Genomic DNA, 18,018 nt, shown 5'->3' with positions numbered 1-18,018 from the left:
GGTGTCAGCCCATCCGGGAGGCCACCTCCAACGCCGCGCGCACCGGATCGTCGGCCCAGCGGCCGGGGAAGCCGTCGGCCAGCCGCCAGCCGGCGCGCAGCAGGGTCCGCTGCCGCGCCAGGTGCGCGGCCACCCCGTCCGGGTGCACCGCGCAGATCACCCCCACGGCCGCCTCGCCGTCGCCGACGCAGAGGTCCACCCGCCACCGCCCGACCGGATACCCGGCCCGCACCGGCAGCCCCAGCCGGCGCAGCTCCGCGGCGAGCCGCCCCGCCCAGCCGTCGTCGGGCTCCGGCGCCGTGGCCGGCGGCGTCGGGCCCTGCTCGGCGTACCGGAGGTAGTCACCGACCAGGCCCTCGACGGCGCTCAGCGAGGTGACCACGGTCAGCCGGCGGCGGGCCCGGGTGACCAGCACGTTGAACAGGTTGGGCTCGGCCACGAACCGGTGCCGGGCCGGCGGGTCGCCGTCGACCAGCCCGAGCGAGACGATCACCAGCTCCGCCTCGCTGCCCTGGAAGCCGTGCACGGTGCCGGAGCGCAACCCCAGCCGTTCGATCTGCTCCGCGTCGTAGCCGGACAGCAGCGCCGCCTCCAGCGCGTCGGCCTGCCCCCGGAACGGGCTGATGACCGCGATCCCGCCCGGCGGGTCGTCGGCCAGCTTGCCGATCAGGTCGAGCACGGCGTCCACCTCGGCCCGGTTCACCCCGTCGACCACCGTCGCGCCGGCCACCCGGAGCACGTCGATGACGTCGGCGCGCTCGTTGCGCGGATGCCGGGTGACCAGCTCCAGCCGCCCGGCGTAGAACCGCCGCGCGGAGAACTCGATCAGGTGCGGCGCGGAGCGGTAGTGCTCACCGAGCCAGGTCACCGGCGCCGCCCCCGCCGCCACGTCGAACGCGCTGGAGCGGCGCACGTCGAGCCGGTCGGCCAGCGTGGCCAGCCCGTGCCGGTGCAGGGTGGCCGCGACGTCCACGTCGGCGACGAAGGAGACGAACCGCAGCTGGCGCGGATCGCCGGCGACCAGCGCCCGGCGGGCCCGGGCCAGCACCGGCGCCGCCCGCAACTGGTCGACGTGCGCCGCCTCGTCCAGCACCACCAGATCGAACATGCCGGGCACCGGAGGCAGCAGATCCTCCACATCGGTGACCGTGCCGACCCACAGCGGCAGCGCCCGGACCAGCCCCGGGGCGTCCAGGTCGGCCAGCAGTTCCCGCCGCCGGTTGCGCCCGGCCCGCAGCGCCGCGCCGAGCGCCGCCGCGCTGCGCCGGGCCGGGCCGTCCCACCGGTGCGCGCCGGCCGCCCGGTGCCGCATCGCCGTGCCCACCGCGACGGCGAGCGCGTCGTCCGCCGCCACCAGCGCCCGCCAGGCGGCGGCCAGGTCGGCGCCGCCGGTCGCGGCCAGCCGCGCCGCCGCCCGCACCGCCGTCGCCGCGCGCACCGCCGACCGCAGCCGATCCACGGGTACGTCCACCGCGGCGCCGGTCAGCCGGGCCAGCCGGCGGCGGGCCCTTCCCCGACGCCACCGCTGCCACCAGCCGTCCCCGTCGGCCTCGGACCCGGCCAGCGCGGCGCGGGCCGCCGGCAGGTCGGCGCCCGGGTCGAACAGCCTGGGCGCGGCGGCGGTGAGCGCGGTCAGCAGCGGCTGCCAGGTGGGCAGCTCGGCGGCGCACCGTTCATCCTCCAGCGCCGCGGCGATGCCGGCCCGGATCGCCGCCACCCGGTCCCGGGCCGCGGCCACCGCCGCCGCGTCGGCCCGCAACCGCTCGTCGTCCGGCCCGGCGGGCGCGCCACCGGCCAGCTCCCCGGCGATCGCCTCGCGCCGCTCCGCGTCCCCGAACAGCACCGGCGTCGGGCCGGGCTGCCGGCGCAGCAGCTCGCCCAGCACGTCCGCCGCGTGCACCGAACGGGTCGCCACCAGCACCGAGCCGCCCCGGTCCACGACGTCCAGCGCGGCGGCGACCAGGGTGTGGCTCTTGCCGGTGCCGGGCGGTCCGGAGACCACCACCAGCGGCTCGGTCCGGACCCGCCGCACCACGTCCCGCTGGGCCGCGTTCAACGGCAGCGGCGACAGCACCTCGCCGTCCTCGGCCGGCCCGGCCACGTCCGGTGCGGCGTCGGCGTACACCCGGGCCAGCGCGGTGTCCGCGAGCCCCGGCCGGCCCGCCCAGCTCAGCAGGGTGTCGCGCAGCCCGCCGGCCACCACGTCGCGGCTGACGAAGAGCGCGGCGGCGGTGATCCCGACCAGCCGGCCCTCGTCGATCCGGGCCGGCGCCCGCCCGGCGACCTCGGCCACCGCCAACCCGGCCGCCTCCGCCGCCGTCCGCAGCCAGGCCGTGGTGCCGGACGCGCCCAGCCAGCCCGGCTCGGCCAGCCCCGGCGCGGTCTCCAACCGGGAGGCCAGCGCGCGGTCGGCGATCAGCGCGGTGAGTTCCAGGTCACCGGCGGGGACCACCCGGTAGCCGCGCAGCGTCCGCTCCAGCCGCACCGGCTGGGTCAGCAGCGGCGTGCGGACCCGCCGTCGCCCGGCGTCGGTGTCCACCCCACCGACCACGAAGGCCAGCCCCCGGCGCAGGATCCGCTCGTCGCGGTGCAGGGTGTCCAGGGCGGCGAGCCGGTCCAGCCGGGCGTCGCGGGGCGCCCGGTCCGGGGCGGGCAGCCAGACCAGGGGACGGCCCGGGCCGGACACGTCGAAGACCCGCTCGGCACCGGCCGGGGCCAGGTCGGCGAGCGCGGACAGGATCGTCGCCGGCTGCATCGCCCGCCGATTCTGCCGTACGCCGGGACGCCGCGCGGACCGCGCCGGGTGCCGTCCCGCACCGGCCGGGGCTATTCATCTCCGCTGGGGCATTTGTAGATGTTCGGCCCATGCCGGCGGGCCGGATCGACTGGTCGGATGGCAGAGACGGACATCGCTGTTCGACGACAGGAGAGACCGTGCGCAGACCCACCCGCGCGCTCGCCGGGACCACCGCGCTGCTGCTGGCGGCGGGGCTGGTCCTGACCGGCGGCGCCACCGGCCAGGCAGCACCACCCGATGAGGACCGTCCCGCCCGGGCCGAGGCCGGCCCCGGCCACCTGCCCGGCGACCGGACCGCGACCGGCAGCCGCGACAACCGCACCGGCCGGCTGGCCCCCACCGCCCGCCAACGCGACCGGGCCGCCCAGGCCGGCGCCCGGGTCCGCTGGACCGACTTCGGCACCCCGGCCACCCTGACCGCCACCGGCGCCCCGCTGGCCACCGGGCTGCCCACCGCGCCCGAGGCCACCGCCCGGGCCTACCTGGCGGCCAACCGTGACCTGCTCGGGCTGACCGAGGCCGGCGTGACCGCGCTGGAGACACTGACCGTGGCCCCGATGGGGCAGGGCGCCACCGTCGTGCTGCGCCAGCGCTTCGGTGACCTGCCCGCGGCGGTGGACGGCATCGTCGCCATCGGCGTCCGCGCCGGGGCGGTCTGGCACGTCAGCTCCTCGCTGGCCCGGGACGCGGCGGCCCCCGCGCCGGCCACCCTCACCGCGGCCCAGGCCCGGGAACGCGCCGTCGCCGACTCGGGGCTGACCGGCGCGACGGTGCTGCGGACCGCGCTGGTCGCGGTGCCCACCGCCGACCGGGGCGCCCGCGCCGCCTACGAGGTGGTGCTCGGGGCGGACCTGCGCGGTGGCGAACCCGTCGCCTACTCCACCTACGTGGACGCCCGCGACGGCGCGGTGCTGGTCCGCGAGGACCTGGTCGACCACGACGCCGACAACCCGCGCTGGGACGCCTTCCCGAACACCCCGCCCACCAACCACGCCACGGTCGACACCCGGTCCCGCTGGTGCTTCCAGGCCGGCGCGGGCTGCGCCGAGGTGGTCGGCACGGCGGCCTCCCCGCTCGCCTGGGACGTCGACCCGGCCACCGGCACGTCGACGCACACCACCCGGGGCAACAACGCGATCGCCGTGCACAACTGGTTCAGCAACGACCCGTACAGCGTGGGCACCGAGTCGGCGACGCCCCGGCCGGACCGCAACTACACCTACCCGTGGACCAACCAGTGGTACGAGGAGTCCTGCCACCCGGACACCTTCACCTCGCCGCGGGCCAACGACATCGACGCGGCGCGGGCGAACCTGTTCGCCATGCACAACCGGATGCACGACTGGACCTACCACCTGGGCTTCACCGAGTCCACCTGGAACCTCCAGCAGGACAACTTCGGCCGCGGCGGGGCCGGCGACGACCCGGAGCAGGGCAACGCCCAGGCCGGCGGGGTCAGCGGCGGGCCGCCCACCTTCGCCGCCCGGGACAACGCCAACCAGATCACCCCGCCGGACGGGGTCGCCCCGATCACCAACATGTACCTGTGGCAGCCGATCGCCGGCTCCTTCTACGCGCCCTGCGTGGACGGCGACTACGACATGTCGGTGATCGCCCACGAGTACGGCCACGCCGTCACCAACCGCATGATCGCCGGCCCGAACGCGGGCGTCAGCTCACCGCAGGGGATGAGCGAGAGCTGGTCGGACCAACTGGCCATGGAATACCTCTACGAACACGGGTACGCCCCGCCGGGGCGGCGCGGGTTCACCATCGGCGAGTACACCACCGGCGACCCGGTGGCCGGCATCCGCAACTACAACATGAGCCAGAGCCCGCTCAACTACAGCAGCGTCGACTACGACTTCGTCGGGCTCCAGGTGCACGCCTCCGGTGAGGTGTGGACCGCCACCAACACCGACATCCGCGCCGCGATGATGGCCCGCTACGGCGCCGGCACCGCGGCCCGGCAGAAGTCCTGCGCCACCGGCGCCACCCCGGTGACCGCCTGCCCCGGCAACCGGCGCTGGATCCAGCTGGTCTTCGACTCGTTCCTGCTGATGGCGGTCAGCCAGGTGAGCATGGTCGACGCCCGGGACGCGATGCTCGCCGCCGACCGGATCCGCTTCGGCGGGGCCAACCAGGACCTGCTGTGGAACGCGTTCGCCAAGCGCGGGCTCGGCGAGGCGGCGGCCAGCGTCGGCAACGGCGACCCGGACCCGACCCCCGGCTTCACCTCGCCGTACGCCAAGGAGGCGACGCTGCGCTTCCTGCCGGTCGACGGCGGCGGGATCGTGCCCGGCGCGCAGCTGTTCGTCGGCCGGTACCAGGCGCGGGCGGTGCCGGTGGCCGACACCGACGCGGCCACGCCGCTGACCGATGAGGTGCGCCTGGTTCCCGGCCGGTACGAGTTCGTGGTCCGGGCCCCCGGCCACGGGCACGTCCGGATCGGCCCGGTCACCGTGCGGGCCGGGCAGGTACGCGCCCTGCCGGTGCGGCTGCGGCCCAACCTCGCCTCCGCCGCGGCCGGCGCGGTCGCCACCGGCGACGGGGTCAACCTGGCCCAGCTGACCGACGACGACGAGGCGACCAACTGGGCGTCGCTGGGCAGCCCGGTGGCCGGCAAGCAGGTCACCGTCGACCTGGCCGGCGGCGTCCAGCAGGTGCGCCGGGTGCAGGTCTCGGCGATGCTGCGCCCGCCCGTCGCCGGCGATCCGGACGCCGGCACGCAGAGCCGGTTCTCGGCGCTGCGCCAGTTCCGGATCTGGGCGTGTGAGGCCAAGGGCGCGGTCCGCTGCACCGACCCGGCGAACTTCCGGCCGGTGTACACCAGCCGGCCGGACGCCTTCCCGTCGGTGGCGCCGCGCCCCCGGGCGCCCGAGCTGATCATCCGGTCGTTCCCCATCCCGCGCACCAAGGCCACCCACCTCCGGGTCGAGGTGCTGACCAACCAGTGCACCGGCGCGCCGGACTACGCCGGTGAGCAGGACGCCGACCCGCGGGCCGACACCGAATGCGCGACGGCCAGCCCGCAGGCCAACAACGTGCGCATCGCCGAGTTCCAGGCGTTCGCCCACTAGCAGAGCCGGGCCGGTGGGTGGCCGGAACCACCCACCGGCCCGGTCCGGACGCAGCCGGCGCCACCGGGCCGCGCGGAGGCGGCCGGCCCGCGGTGATTCGGACGCGGCCGGTCAGCCGGGCTGGTCGAGGATCGCGGCGAACCGCTCCTCGGCCAGGTCGAGCTGGGCGAAGATGTGCCGCTTCACCGCCGGTGACAGCGGGGTGTCCGGCCGGCCGACCAGCTCCCGGAAGACCGGCACCAGCGGGCGGTACTTCGCCGCCGATCGGGCCACCTTGGGCCCGACGGTGTGGATCACGCCGACCCCGTTGTCGGTGAAGTCGGAGACCTTGATGACCCGCGCCCAGGGCTCCGCGTCGAGGCTGGCCGCCACGTGCTCGCGGTACTGCGTGTCCCGGTCCCGGTCGGGGTCGTACACCGGGTTGGTCACCGCGGCGACCAGCCGGGCCACCCGGGGGCCGAACCGGTCCGCCAGCGTGGCCAGCGCCGCCCCCCGCGCCTCGTCGCCGGCCGGACCCGCGTCGGCCAGCTCGGCGGGGTGGTCCTCCACCGCGTCGTGCAGCAGCCCGGCGACGATCACGTCGACGTCGCGCACCTGGTAGTGGTGCATCATCCGGATCGCCACCCGCAGCAGGTGGTTCAGGTACGGCTCGCGGACCCGCCGGTCGTCGCGGTGCAGCTCGGCGGCGAGGTCGAGCGCCTCGGTGAGCCGGTCCCGGTCGCCGGGGTCGAACGCCTCGACCTCCAGCCGGAAGCGTTCCAGCAGCCCGGGCTCCCCGTGGATCTCGGTGATCGCGTGCATCGGCATGGTCGCGAGGTACGCGGGGAAATCCATGGACCACTTATAGCGGATCTTCCACCCCGAGCACGGCCCGGCGGTCCCCGGATGGGCGGGTGTCGCGGCAACCGCCCGGCGGCCGACGCCCGCGCGGAACAATCGCGGCATGGACCGGTTGCTGGAGCTGCTGCTCGCCCTGCCACCGGCGCTGGTCCTGGCGCTGGTCTTCGCGCTGCCCGCCCTGGAGGCGTCCACCTTCCTCGGCCTGGTCGTGCCCGGGGAGATCGCCGTCCTGGTCGGCGGGGTGCTGGCCCACGAGGGCCGGCTGCCGCTGTGGGCGGTGGCCGGGGCGGCGCTGGCCGGAGCCGCCGTCGGCGACCAGACCGGCTACCTGGTCGGCCGCCGGTACGGCCGGCACCTGCTGGACCGCATCCCGCGCCGGCTGGTCGGCCCGGGGGAGTTGCGTCGGGCGTTGGACCTGCTCCGCCGGCGCGGCGCGCTGGCGGTGGTGCTGGGGCGCTGGGTGGCGGCGCTGCGCGCGCTGATCCCCGGCCTGGCCGGGATGAGCGGCATCCGGCAGCGCACCTTCACCCTGGCCAACCTGACCGGCGGCGCGCTCTGGGCCGTCGCGGTCAGCGTGCTCGGCTACCTGGCCGGGGCGTCGTACCGGGTGCTGGAGCGGCGGCTCGGGCTCGGCGGTGAGGCGCTGCTCGCGGTGGTGGTCGTGGTCGTCGCGGTCCGGGTGTGGCGGCGCCGGGTCGCCGCCCGGCGCGACGGCTGACCCGACCCGGTCAGCGTGGCGGCCGGCCCTGCACCCGGTACGCGATCGCCTCGTGCCAGGTGTGCGGATAGACGCCGACCTCGAAATAGCGGCGGACCCGGTCGATCGGCGCCCGCGCGTGGTCGTGGTAGAGCAGCCACACCGGAGCGATCGTGAACAGCACGTAGTTGGCCGCCACCAGCGGCAGGTAGAGCGGGCCGAGCAGCCGGGCCTGGAGGATGTGCACGTCCTCGTGGCGCTGCACCCCCGGGCCCGCGCCGGCGCAGACCGTGCCGAGCGTGGTGGCGTACCGGGGCCAGACGCCCTCCACCAGGTTCACCCGCCCCCGGTGCCGGCAGGCGTCCCGGTCCAGCCGGTGCCCGACGGCCAGGTGCGCGACGAGGTACCCGGCGCCGAGCACCGTGTTGGGCAGGCTCCAGGTGTGGTCGACCACGAAGAGCGCCACGCCCCGCGCGTCCGGCCGGTACGACCGGGCACCGGCGACCGCCCAGCCGAACGGGACGCCGAGCAGCAGGCCGGCGGCCCCGCCGACCGCGACCCCCGCCGGGCCGCCGAGCCAGCCGCCGAGCACGCCACCCAGCAGGCTGTGCACGGCGGCGGTGACGATGCCGAAGACCACGGGTCACCTCCGGGCGGTCGCTCCACGTCAAGTGTGCGCCCGGGCGCGGCACGGGCGGAAGTCGCGCCGACGGTCGGGGTTCCCACCGGCGGGGGAGGCGCCGCGGCGGCCGTCGCTGGCAGGCTGAGCGGGCCGCGCCGCACCCCGAGGAGACTCATGTTGCATCCGGCCCAGCGCACCGCCCCGAAGATCGAGCTGCACGTGCACCTGGAGGGCACCCTGCGCCCGGCGCTGCTCGCCGAGTTCACCGGCGACGGCCCGCCCGCCCCCGGCCCGCCATACGCGTTCACCGACCTGTACGGCTTCATCGAGATCTGGAACCGGGTCACCGCGTGCCTGCGCGGCCCCGAGCAGTACCGGCGGGCCCTGCTGGCGTACGCGGCGGAGGCCGCCGGGCACGGCGCGGTCTACCTGGAGCCGATCGTGGACGCCGAGGAGCGCCTGGGTGGCCCGGCGGCCTGGGCCGACGTGCTGGCGGCCTGCTGCGACGCCGCCGCCGAGGCGCGCGAGCGGCACGGCGTCGAGATCGGGCTGACCCCGCAGGTGTGCCGGGGCCACGACGTCGAGGTCGCCGAGGAGGCCGCCCGGGTGGCGACCCGGTTCGCCGGCCGGGGCGTGGTCGGCTTCGGCCTGTCCGGCGCGGAGGGGCGGTTCCCCACCCTGCCCTACGCCGGGGTGGCCCGGATCGCCCGCGACGGCGGCCTGCCGTTCGTGCCGCACGCCGGGGAGGCGGCCGGCCCGGCGGCGGTGCGCGAGGTGCTGGCGATGGGCGCGGTCCGGATCCGGCACGGGGTCCGCGCGGTCGAGGATCCACGGCTGGTCGACGAGCTGGCCGCCGCCGGCACCGTGCTCGACGTGACCCCGACGTCGAACGTCCGGCTCGGCGCCGCCGCGCCGGACCGCCCGCACCCGCTGACCGTGCTCACCGCCGCCGGGGTCCGCTGTTCGATCTCCACCGACGATCCGGCCATCTTCGACGTCACCCTCGCCGGGGAGTACGCGGTGGCCGCCCGGCTGGGGGTGGACGCCGCCACCGCGTACGCCTCGGGTCTGGCCGGGGCGCTCTGCGCCGACGTCACCCGGGACCGGCTGGCCGCCCTCGGCCGGCGGGCGTACGGGCCGGCCGCGCCGGTGCCGCGCACGGCGGCCGAGCCGGGCGACCAGGCCGGTGTGCCGGGTCGCTGACGGTCAGCTCGCCGGGGGTGTCCAGTCGGCGTACCGGGCCATCGCGCGTAGCGCCGCGCGGGGCGGGGTGAGCCGCAGCAGCATGGCGCGGGCGGCCACCGCGAGCGGGTTGCGCAGCTGCTGGCCGAACCGGCCGGCGCGCAGCGAGGCCCGGGCCACCTCCTGGCTGCGCGGACGGCGCTGCCGGTCGTAGCTGTCCAGCGCGTCCGGCAGCCGGCCGGGTCCGCCGGCGCAGGCCGCGCCGAGCACCACCGCGTCCTCCAGGGCCTGCTGGGCGCCCTGCCCGAGGTTCGGGGTCATCGCGTGCGCCGCGTCGCCGAGCAGCGCCACCCGGCCCCGCACGTACGACGGCAGCGGCTCGGCAAGGTGGTGCAGGTCGTGGCGGAGCACCGCCGCCGGCGCGGTGGCGTCGAGCAGGGCCGGGATCGGCTCGTGCCAGGAGCCGAAGCGGCGCCGCACCTCGGCCAGCTCGTCCGGGGCCTGCCCGCCGGGCGGGGCGGTGACCGCCCCGTACCAGTAGACCCGCCCGTCGCCCATCGGCACGATGCCGAACTCGGCGCCCGGGCCCCAGGTCACCTCGGTCGGCAGCGGCTCCGGCCAGGTCACCACCGCCCGCCAGGCGGTGGAGCCGGCGTACACCGGGGGTGGGAGGTCCGGCCACAGCCGGGCGCGCACGGCGCTGCGCAGGCCGTCGGCGCCGACCACCAGGTCGCCCCGGATCGTGGTGACGCCCGCCGCGTGGTGGTGGCGCACCTCGCCGGTGGACGGGTCGACGTCCCCCACCCGGGCGCCGGTGACCAGTGCCCCCGCCGGCAGCGCGGTGCGCAGCAGGGCGTGCAGGTCGGCGCGGTGGACGCCGACCGCCCGGGTGCCGAGCATCCGTTCGAGCTGGTCCCCGTCCACCCTCGACAGCCACCGGCCGGTGCGGTCCCGCAGCCCGCCGGGGGTGTCGGCCCGGCCGCGGGCGCGGACGGCGGCGCCGAGGCCGAGCGCGTCCAGCGCGCGCAGGCCGTTGGCCATCAGCGACAGCCCGGCCCCGACCTCGCCGGCCACCGCGGCGCGTTCCAGGACGGTGACCCGCCAGCCGTGCCGGTGCAGCGCCACGGCCGCGGCGAGGCCGCCGATGCCGCCGCCGACCACGATCGCCTCACCCATGTCGGTGCCCTCCCCGGTCCTTCTACATCCGTAGAACGGCATACTACAGCCGTAGAACGACGGATGGGGGACGGGCATGGGCGGTCGGACGGACCGGGTGGCGTTGCTGGCCGACGCGGCCGTCGCGCTGCTCGCCGAGGGCGGGATGCGGGCCCTCACCCACCGGGCCGTCGACGCGCGGGCCGGCGTACCGCTCGGCACCACCTCGGCCTACCTGCGGACCCGGCAGGCGTTGATCGAGGCGGTGGTGCGCCGCCTGGTCGAGCTGGACCGGCTCGACCTGGCCGCCCACGCGCTGCCCACCGACCCGGCCGCCCCGCCCACCGGGCCGCTCGACGCGGCGGACCTCGACCGGCTCGCCACCGGCATCGCCGAGCTGCTGGACCGGTGGCTGACCACCGGACGCGACCGCACCCTGGCCCGGTACGCCTGCCTGCTGGAGGCGGTGCACCGCCCGGAGCTGCGCCGCATCCTGGAGCACGGCACCGTGCTGCGGGTGCAGGCCCGGCAGTTGCTCACCCAGGCGGGCGCCCCCGACCCGCGCCGGCAGGGCGACCAGTTCGTCGCGTTCGTCGACGGCCTGCTCTTCGACCGGCTGGTCGGCGCCGGCGCGCTCGGCGCCCCGCCGCCCGGCAGCCCGGAGAGCCGGGCCGACCTGCGCGCCGGGGTCCGCTCCGCACTGCGGGCCTTCACCGGCACCTGAGACCGGCCCCGGCCGTCCCGGCGCGGCCGGCCCCGATCCGCACCCGCCCTGGCCAACGGGCCTGTCGAGGAGCACCCTGGGTAAGTCGATCAACCGGCGGGAGGCGCGATGCGGCGGTGGCGGTGGCTGGAGACCGGCCTGCGGCGGGTGCGGCAGGGCTGGCTGCCCGTCGTGGAGGCCACCCTGGCCGCGACGATCGCCTGGATGCTGGCCACCCGGCTGGTCGGCCACCCGCAGCCGTTCTTCGCGCCCGCCGCCGCGCTGATCGTGCTCGGCCAGGCCCGCGGCCAGCGCACCCGCCGCGCCGTCGAGGTGGTGCTCGGGGTGGCGGCGGGCGTGCTCGTCGCCGACCTGGTGGTGCAGGCCCTCGGCCCGCGCACCACCTGGACCGTGTTCACCGTCATCCTGCTCACCGTGACCCTGGCCGTGGCGATCGGCGCCAGCAGCGTCAGCGTGGTGCAGGCCGCCGTCTCCGCGCTCTACCTGGTCGTGGTCTCGCCGCCGACCGAGTCGCTGGTGCCGTTCCGGTTCGTGGACGCGCTGATCGGCGGCGCGGTGGCCCTGGCGGCCAGCCAGCTCATCGACGCCCGGCGGCCGCTCGCCCCGCTGGTCGCCGAGTTCCGGCAGACCTTCCGGGAACTCGGCGACCTGCTGGAGGAGATCGCGGCGGCGCTGGACCACGACGACGAGCGGGCCGCCCTCGCCGCGCTGGAGCGGGCCCGGCGGGCCGACGCGGCGGTGCAGCGGCTGCGCGACGCCGTACTCGCCGCCGGCGAGGCGGTCCGGCTCAACGTGCGGCGCCGCCGGCACCTGGGCCGGCTGCGCTCGGTCGACGCGTCGATCCGGCAGATCGACTACGTGGTCCGCAATGTGCGGGTGCTCGCCCGGGCCGGGGTCACCCTCACCCGCCACCCGGCCGCGATCCCGGCCGACCTCCCGACCGCCGTCCGTGGCCTCGCCGAGGCGGTCCGCGCCGGCGGCGAGGCGCTCGCCGCCGACCTCACCGGCGCCGACACCGACGCCGACCGGCACGCCGCGCGCGCCGAGGAGGCCGCGCTGACCGCCGTACGCGTCGCCGGGCGGCTCTTCCTGCCGAGACCCACCCTGCCGCTCGCCATGATCATCGGTCAGGTCCGGGCCACCGCGATCGACCTGCTGCGCGGGCTCGCCACCGACGACGACCCGACGGTGCTGGACCGGGTCGACGAGGCGATCGGCCTGGCCACCCGCTGAGGCGCCCGGACCGTCGCCGCCCGGCTGCCCCCGGCTGCCGCACTCGGCGCTGCGCCCGTCCTGCTGCCAGCCGTGCCGTCCTGCTGCGGGCCGTGCCGTCCTGCTGCGAGCCGTGTCGTCCTGCCACCAGCCGGGCCGCCCGGTCGGGCCGTGCTCGGTCCGGGCGGCCAGGTGCGGTGCCCGGCCGGGCCCGGTCAGGGCAGCCTGGTGCGGCGGCCGGCGACGCTGGACAGCCACTCCACCGCGTGCTGCCGGATCTCCGCCGGCACCTCGTGTCCGCCGTCGAACTCGTGATAGTCGACCTGATATCCGAAGGTGTTCAGCCGGGGCACCAGCCGGCGGCTGCACACGTCCACCGGCAGCACCCGGTCGTGCACGCCGTGCGAGACGAAGATCCGCGGCCGGCCGTGGGTGACCATCGGCGCGGCGAACCCGGGGGAGAAGGCCAGCACCGCCGCGAACAGGTCACCGTTGGTCAGGCCCAGGCTGAGCGCGTACGACGCGCCGTCGGAGAAGCCGCCGACCAGCACGCACTCCACCGGCCAGGCGCGGAACGCCGCGTCCAGCATCAGGTCGATCCGGCGTACGTCCGGACCGAAGCCCTCCACGATCAGGTCCCAACTGCTCGCCGTGGCCTGCGGGGCGACCAGCAGCAGCCGGTGCCGGTCGGCCAGCGGACGGAGCAGGTCCAGCCCCTGTTCGGCGGTGCCGCCCGCGCCGTGCAGCAGCAGCGCCAGCCGGTACGACCGGAACGCCCCGGCCGGCGCGTACGCGATGCCCAGCGCCTCCCCGTCCGGGCCGGTCAACGGCAGCAGGCCGGTGCCGCCCGGCGCCACCGGCGGCACGACCCGGGCCATCAGCCGCCCGTGCCGGGGGTTCTCCTCCGGCTGCCGGTGCGCGGGCGCGGGCTCGGACACGTCCCTCTCCTCCGGCTCGGGCGGCTGTTGCGGCCGTCTACCCCGCTCACTCCCACCTAACCGCCGCCGTGCCGCGCCCTGCCCGTCGTGCCGCAGCCCTTGCCCGCCGTGCCGCAGCCCTGCCCGCCGTGCCGCCGTCCTGCCCGCCGTGCCGCCGTCCTGCGGTTGGCCGGCGCCCGTGCGGCCCGTCGGGCTCGGGGTGTTAACAGGGGGCCCCGCCTCTACCGAATGCGTTAACAAGGGCACCCTCCTTACCCTCAAGCGCTTTCGCGGGGGATGAGGACGGAGGGGAAGGTGGTGATCGGGGCGGCCCGCGCCCCCTCCGCCAGGGCGGTGGCCGCCGCCGTGGCGATCCGGCCCACCGGGTGGCTGGCGGTGGTCAGCGCGGGCGCGCTCAGCGCCGCCAGCGGGATGTCGTCGAAGCCGGCCACCGCCACGTCGCCGGGGACGTCGATGCCGTGCCCGCGCAGCCCGGCCAGCACGCCCAGCGCGGTCGGGTCGCTCACCGCGAAGATCGCGTCGGTGTCCGGCCAACGGCGCACCGCCTCGCGGGCCGCCGCCCGTCCCCGCTCGGCGGTGAAGTCGCCGGGCAGCAGCCGCACCGGGAGGCCGGCGTCCCGGGCCAGCCGCTCGTACGCCCGCACCGACCGCTGCGTGCAGGGCAGCCAGTGGGGGCCGGCGACCATGGCGATCCGGCGCCGGCCCGAGGCGTACAGGTGGCGCAGCACCTGGGTCGCGCCGCCGCCGTTGTCCACGTCGAAAGAGGGCACGTCGGCCGAGCCGACGCCGAGCGAGGCGACCCGGCCGCGCAGCGACCGGGGCAGGGCCGCCAGCAGCGGCTCGGTGGTGTTCACCAGCACCACCCCGCGCACGCCCCGGTCCTCGGCGAGGCGCTGCAGCTCGGTCGAGCCGGCCAGCGGCAGCCAGTGCAGCGACACCCCGAGGCCGTACGGGCCGCCCACCCGGGCGGCGGCGGCCACCACCTGCTCGACGTACGGGTCGTCGAGCACGGCCGCGCTCTCGCCGCTGGCCGCCACGGCCAGCCGTACCCCGGCGCCCCGGACCAGGGCCCGGGCGGCCGGGTCCGGCACGTATCCGAGCTGGTCGGCGGCGGCGGTCACCCGGCTGCGCGCCGCGGTGGAGGCGAAGCCGGTGCCGGCGATCACCCGCGACGCGGTGGACCGGGAGACCCCGGCCAGTCGGGCGACGTCGTCCAGGGTCGCCGGGCGGTCCGCCCGTGTGGTCATTCGGTCCTCCCCGTGCCCGTGGGGCCCGCCGGGTCCCCTTGCGCATCATGCCTGGACTGTGACGTGCGTGGTAATCGGTTTCCCCGGGTTGAGGTGGTAGCGCTCTCAGGTGTGGGATCGTTCCCAACCCCCGGTCCACCCCCGGACCGACCTGGACGGAAGGAACGACCAGCCGTGAGCCGCACCGACGCGCCGGTCATCGATCCCGGAGCCGGCCCGGTGAGCCCGAGCCGGGTCCGCGCCGCCCGCACCGGCGTCGCCGTCGTCTTCGCCCTCAACGGGCTCGCGGTGGCCTCCTGGTTCGCCCGGGTGCCCGCGGTCCGCGAGGCGCTGGCGCTCAACCCGGGCCGGCTCGGCCTGCTGCTGCTGGCCATGTCGGCCGGGGCGCTGCTGGCGCTGCCCACCGCCGGCCTGGTCACCCAGCGGCTCGGCGCCGCCCGGACGGTACGCGGCGCGGTGCTGCTGGTCGCGGCGGGACTGGTCGGCATCGGGGTGGCCGGGGCGCTCGGCTCGCTGCCGGGGGTGGCGGTGGCGCTGTTCGCCCTCGGCTACGGCTCGGGCACCTGCGACGTGGCGATGAACGTCGAGGGCGCGGTCGTCGAGCGGCGGTTGGGGCGTACGGTGATGCCCCGCTTCCACGCGGCGTGGAGCCTCGGCTCGGTGGCCGGCGCGGCGCTCGGCGCCGGCGCGGCCCGGTGGGGCGTGCCCCTCGCCGCGCACCTGACCGTGCTGGCCGCCGTGGTGCTGGTCGGCACGCTCGCCGGGGCGCGTGCGTTCCTCCCGGCCGACCCGGCCCCGGCGGGCGGCACCGCCCGGCGCGGCGCCGGCGTGCTCGCCGCCTGGAAGGAGCCGCGCACCCTGCTGCTCGGCGCGCTGGTGCTGATCATGGCGTTCACCGAGGGCAGCGCCAACGACTGGTTGGCCGTCGCGTTCATCGACGGCTACGGGTTCAGCGAGGCCGCCGGCGCGGCGGTCTTCGGCGTGTTCGTGATCGGCATGACGCTCGGGCGCACCCTCGGCACCATCGCGCTGGACCGGTGGGGGCGGGTGCCGGTGCTGCTCGGCACGATCCTGCTCGCCATCGCCGGGGCGACCCTCACCGTGCTGGCCGGCTCCGGGCCGGTGGCGGTCGTCGGGGTGGCGCTCTGGGGCGTCGGCGCCTCCCTCGGTTTCCCGGTCGGGATGAGCGCCGCCGCGGACGAGGAGGACCGGGCGCCGGCCCGGGTCAGCGTGGTGGCCGCCATCGCGTACACCTCGTTCCTGGCCGGCCCGCCGCTGCTGGGGTTGCTCGGCGACCGGGTCGGCATCCTGCACGCCCTCATGGTGGTGTCGATCCTGCTGCTGCCGGCGCTGGCCCTGGTTCCGGTCGCCCGCCCACCGGCCCGTTCCTGACCGGCCGCCGGCCTGGTCAGGGGCGCAGCCAGACGCGCAGCGGCCCGGTCGGTCGGAAGCCGGCCCGGGTCGCGGCGGCCAGGTCGGCGCCGGACTCGTAGCCGACCAGCGGGACGCCGGGCGGGGCGGCGCGGCAGAGCGCCGGCCACAGCCGCTCGTCACCGAACACGTTGGACACCCCGGTGACCCGGTCGCCCCGGGTCAACACCGCGCCGCCGGTGACCGACCCGTCCGGGGCGTACCGGGCCAGCACGGTGACCCGCGGGTCGGCCAGCAGCGCCGGCCGGAACACCGGGCCGGCACCGTGCGCCGCCGCCCACCGGGCCAGCCCGTCGGCCGACGTGACGGGAGTCAGCGCCGGCCCCGGCCCCGGGCCCGGGTCGGCCGGCGGACGGTGGATCCACTCCGCGGTGAACAGCGGCCGGTAGCCGTACCGGGCGAGGTCGAGGTCGGCGTAGCTGTCCTTGACCGAGGCGCCCGGCCCGTCGTCGATCCGGGCGAGCAGCCCGGCGGCGTCCACCCCGCGGCGCAGCGTCACCGCGTCCGGATAGAAGGCGGGGGAGCGGCGGGGCACCGACCAGGCGTCGGCGTCGGTGGCACCGGGCTGGCCGTGGGTCGCGCAGACCGCGCCGCACCACCGCGCGTTGTCCCGTACGGCCGCGTCCCACCAGTCCATCGGCGCAGCCTAGGCGAGGCGGCGGGCCGGTCGGGGCGCGGGCCGGTCAGCGTCCTGTCACCGCGCTCGCAGCCAACTGCCAGGTGGGGATGCTGCACTGGGGGAACGCCGAGGGAGAGGAACCGAGATGGGCTGGTTCAGCCGGCGGTCCCGCGCCGACGATTCGACGGTCCCGACGAAGCTCGACCGAGAGGGCAACCGGGACGACCTCGCCGCGCTGGCGGACTTCGTGTCCAGCCGGCAGGGGGTGGAGTTCTACCTGGAGCCCGAGACGACCGCCACGGACACCACCGTGGTCGCCATCGCCGACGACGGCGAGTGGATCCGCCGCCGCACCGGCTCCCCGCGAATCGCGGCGAAGCTCGCTCACCGGCACGCCGTACCGCTCTACGAGGCGGCGCGCACCGGCTACCCGGAGCGGATGCGGACCTGGAACCGTGCGCACCCGGAGCGGCACGCCCGCTGATCCCGGCGGCGCCCCCGCGATCCGCAGCGGCGCTACCCGGTGACGGCCCGCGCCACGGCGTAGCCGACCGAGGCCGCGCCCAGGCCGGCGACCACGCTGACCAGGACGTTGGCCAGGGCGTGCCAGCGGGCGCCCTCCCGGGTCAGCCGCAACGTCTCGTAGCTGAGCGTGGACCAGGTGGTCAGCGCGCCGCAGAAGCCGGTGCCGATCAGGGCGGTCACCGCCGGTCCGGCCGGCACGGCGGCGACCGCGCCGAGCAGCAGCGACCCGGCCACGTTGACGGTCAGCGTGCCCCACGGGAACGGCGAGTCGTGCCGGGCCTGCACGGCGCGGTCGGTCAGGTACCGCAGTGGCGCGCCCAACGCCGCCCCGATGGTGATCAGCAGGACGGTCATCCGGCCGCCCGGCGGGTCCGGGCCAGCAGTGCGCCGGTGACCGCGTCACCGGCCCAGACGGCGAGCAGCGCCCCGACCACGGTCGCCGCCAGGTATCCCAGCGCGACGCCGGGCGCGCCCGCCGCCACCACCCGCTGGACGTCGACCACGTAGGCGGAGAAGGTGGTGAAGCCGCCGAGCATCCCGACGCCGAGGAACGGCCGGACCAGCGGCCCGGCCGGCCGGGCGGTGATCAGCGCCAGCAGCGCCCCGATCAGCAGGCAACCGGCCACGTTGATGCCGAAGGTGGCCCACGGGAAGCCGGCCGGGGCGGGCGGGAACGCGGCCTGGAGGCCGGCGCGGGCCAGCGCGCCGAGCGCCCCGCCGGCGGCGATCACGCCGAGCACCGCCGCCGGGTGCGCGCGCAGCTCGCCCCGGTCGGCGGGTACGCGCAGGTCGACGTCGGGATCGACGCGGAACTCGGGTGCGGACACGCTGCCTCCCACCAGGACGGGATCACTGGCAGGGACCGTTGGCGAGCCGGTCGCGGTTTTCCCGGCCGCTTGCCGGGACGGCGGGCCCCACCGCCGTGTTCCGGGGCGAGCATACGCGGCGC

The 18,018-nt window shown here is 77.3% G+C and carries 16 protein-coding genes; 7 read left to right on the top strand and 9 right to left on the bottom strand.

Annotation, left to right across the window (positions count from 1 at the left end):
• Positions 1-4: 4 nt before the first annotated feature.
• Positions 5-2,755, bottom strand: coding sequence for an AAA domain-containing protein (locus K7640_RS00715; protein ID WP_222952677.1), 2,751 nt, complete (start codon positions 2,753-2,755; stop codon positions 5-7).
• A gap of 179 nt (positions 2,756-2,934) precedes the next feature.
• On the opposite strand from K7640_RS00715, the gene K7640_RS00710 reads away from it, so the two are divergent.
• Positions 2,935-5,877: a M36 family metallopeptidase gene (locus K7640_RS00710; RefSeq protein ID WP_222952676.1), complete on the top strand. Its 2,943-nt coding sequence runs from the start codon at positions 2,935-2,937 to the stop codon at positions 5,875-5,877.
• A 111-nt stretch (positions 5,878-5,988) separates the two neighbouring features.
• On the opposite strand, the gene K7640_RS00705 is transcribed toward K7640_RS00710, so the two are convergent.
• Entirely contained in the window at positions 5,989-6,711 is a 723-nt protein-coding gene (locus tag K7640_RS00705; protein ID WP_222952675.1) for an HD domain-containing protein, read from the bottom strand.
• A gap of 109 nt (positions 6,712-6,820) precedes the next feature.
• On the opposite strand from K7640_RS00705, the gene K7640_RS00700 reads away from it, so the two are divergent.
• Positions 6,821-7,435: a DedA family protein gene (locus tag K7640_RS00700; protein WP_222952674.1), complete on the top strand. Its 615-nt coding sequence runs from the start codon at positions 6,821-6,823 to the stop codon at positions 7,433-7,435.
• A 10-nt stretch (positions 7,436-7,445) separates the two neighbouring features.
• Here K7640_RS00700 and K7640_RS00695 read toward each other — a convergent pair whose 3' ends face one another.
• The gene (locus tag K7640_RS00695) at positions 7,446-8,054 is read right to left on the bottom strand and encodes a glycine zipper family protein (protein ID WP_222952673.1); all 609 of its coding nucleotides are present in this window, start codon (positions 8,052-8,054) and stop codon (positions 7,446-7,448) included.
• Between the two features lie 156 nt (positions 8,055-8,210).
• On the opposite strand from K7640_RS00695, the gene K7640_RS00690 reads away from it, so the two are divergent.
• Positions 8,211-9,239: an adenosine deaminase family protein gene (locus K7640_RS00690; protein WP_222952672.1), complete on the top strand. Its 1,029-nt coding sequence runs from the start codon at positions 8,211-8,213 to the stop codon at positions 9,237-9,239.
• Positions 9,240-9,242: 3 nt separating this feature from the next.
• On the opposite strand, the gene K7640_RS00685 is transcribed toward K7640_RS00690, so the two are convergent.
• The gene (locus tag K7640_RS00685) at positions 9,243-10,394 is read right to left on the bottom strand and encodes an FAD-dependent monooxygenase (protein WP_222952671.1); all 1,152 of its coding nucleotides are present in this window, start codon (positions 10,392-10,394) and stop codon (positions 9,243-9,245) included.
• A gap of 76 nt (positions 10,395-10,470) precedes the next feature.
• On the opposite strand from K7640_RS00685, the gene K7640_RS00680 reads away from it, so the two are divergent.
• Positions 10,471-11,097 (top strand): TetR/AcrR family transcriptional regulator, encoded by a 627-nt coding sequence (locus K7640_RS00680; RefSeq protein WP_222952670.1) that lies wholly within the window; start codon positions 10,471-10,473, stop codon positions 11,095-11,097.
• A 108-nt stretch (positions 11,098-11,205) separates the two neighbouring features.
• On the top strand, positions 11,206-12,330 hold the full coding sequence (locus K7640_RS00675) for an aromatic acid exporter family protein (RefSeq protein WP_222952669.1): 1,125 nt from the start codon (positions 11,206-11,208) through the stop codon (positions 12,328-12,330).
• A 194-nt stretch (positions 12,331-12,524) separates the two neighbouring features.
• Here K7640_RS00675 and K7640_RS00670 read toward each other — a convergent pair whose 3' ends face one another.
• Both K7640_RS00670 and K7640_RS00665 read right to left on the bottom strand, forming a co-directional pair.
• Positions 12,525-13,247, bottom strand: coding sequence for a phospholipase (locus K7640_RS00670; protein ID WP_308042377.1), 723 nt, complete (start codon positions 13,245-13,247; stop codon positions 12,525-12,527).
• 257 nt (positions 13,248-13,504) lie between these two features.
• Positions 13,505-14,494 carry a LacI family DNA-binding transcriptional regulator gene (locus K7640_RS00665; protein ID WP_222952668.1) on the bottom strand — a complete coding sequence of 330 codons (990 nt, stop codon included), beginning with the start codon at positions 14,492-14,494 and terminating at the stop codon, positions 13,505-13,507.
• Between the two features lie 174 nt (positions 14,495-14,668).
• Here K7640_RS00665 and K7640_RS00660 point away from each other — a divergent pair, with 174 nt between their 5' ends.
• On the top strand, positions 14,669-15,886 hold the full coding sequence (locus K7640_RS00660) for an MFS transporter (RefSeq protein WP_374198041.1): 1,218 nt from the start codon (positions 14,669-14,671) through the stop codon (positions 15,884-15,886).
• 16 nt (positions 15,887-15,902) lie between these two features.
• Here the strand turns inward: K7640_RS00660 and K7640_RS00655 are convergent, their stop codons facing one another.
• Entirely contained in the window at positions 15,903-16,562 is a 660-nt protein-coding gene (locus K7640_RS00655; RefSeq protein ID WP_222952667.1) for a hypothetical protein, read from the bottom strand.
• 127 nt (positions 16,563-16,689) lie between these two features.
• Here K7640_RS00655 and K7640_RS00650 point away from each other — a divergent pair, with 127 nt between their 5' ends.
• Entirely contained in the window at positions 16,690-17,028 is a 339-nt protein-coding gene (locus K7640_RS00650) for a hypothetical protein (RefSeq protein WP_222952666.1), read from the top strand.
• Between the two features lie 32 nt (positions 17,029-17,060).
• Here the strand turns inward: K7640_RS00650 and crcB are convergent, their stop codons facing one another.
• A complete protein-coding gene (crcB, locus tag K7640_RS00645; protein WP_222952665.1) occupies positions 17,061-17,423 on the bottom strand; it encodes a fluoride efflux transporter CrcB in 363 nt (120 codons plus the stop codon).
• Positions 17,420-17,908 carry a CrcB family protein gene (locus K7640_RS00640; RefSeq protein ID WP_222952664.1) on the bottom strand — a complete coding sequence of 163 codons (489 nt, stop codon included), beginning with the start codon at positions 17,906-17,908 and terminating at the stop codon, positions 17,420-17,422. Before K7640_RS00640 ends, crcB begins: the two co-directional genes overlap by 4 nt.
• Between the last annotated feature and the right edge of the window lie 110 nt (positions 17,909-18,018).

Origin of the sequence: Micromonospora sp. PLK6-60 (assembly GCF_019890675.1) — a bacterium.
Lineage (GTDB): Bacteria > Actinomycetota > Actinomycetes > Mycobacteriales > Micromonosporaceae > Micromonospora.
The sequence above is the reverse complement of the archived record's forward strand: the minus strand, read 5'-3'. Positions and strand labels throughout refer to the sequence as shown.

Excerpts from the sequence above, each read along its gene's own strand:
- K7640_RS00715 (WP_222952677.1), bottom strand. The coding sequence starts at position 2,755 with ATGCAGCCGGCGACGATCCTGTCCGCGCTCGCCGACCTGGCCCCGGCC.
- K7640_RS00705 (WP_222952675.1), bottom strand. The coding sequence starts at position 6,711 with ATGGATTTCCCCGCGTACCTCGCGACCATGCCGATGCACGCGATCACC.
- K7640_RS00700 (WP_222952674.1), top strand. The coding sequence starts at position 6,821 with ATGGACCGGTTGCTGGAGCTGCTGCTCGCCCTGCCACCGGCGCTGGTC.
- K7640_RS00690 (WP_222952672.1), top strand. The coding sequence starts at position 8,211 with ATGTTGCATCCGGCCCAGCGCACCGCCCCGAAGATCGAGCTGCACGTG.
- K7640_RS00685 (WP_222952671.1), bottom strand. The coding sequence starts at position 10,394 with ATGGGTGAGGCGATCGTGGTCGGCGGCGGCATCGGCGGCCTCGCCGCG.
- K7640_RS00680 (WP_222952670.1), top strand. The coding sequence starts at position 10,471 with ATGGGCGGTCGGACGGACCGGGTGGCGTTGCTGGCCGACGCGGCCGTC.
- K7640_RS00675 (WP_222952669.1), top strand. The coding sequence starts at position 11,206 with ATGCGGCGGTGGCGGTGGCTGGAGACCGGCCTGCGGCGGGTGCGGCAG.
- K7640_RS00665 (WP_222952668.1), bottom strand. The coding sequence starts at position 14,494 with ATGACCACACGGGCGGACCGCCCGGCGACCCTGGACGACGTCGCCCGA.
- K7640_RS00655 (WP_222952667.1), bottom strand. The coding sequence starts at position 16,562 with ATGGACTGGTGGGACGCGGCCGTACGGGACAACGCGCGGTGGTGCGGC.
- K7640_RS00650 (WP_222952666.1), top strand. The coding sequence starts at position 16,690 with ATGGGCTGGTTCAGCCGGCGGTCCCGCGCCGACGATTCGACGGTCCCG.
- crcB (WP_222952665.1), bottom strand. The coding sequence starts at position 17,423 with ATGACCGTCCTGCTGATCACCATCGGGGCGGCGTTGGGCGCGCCACTG.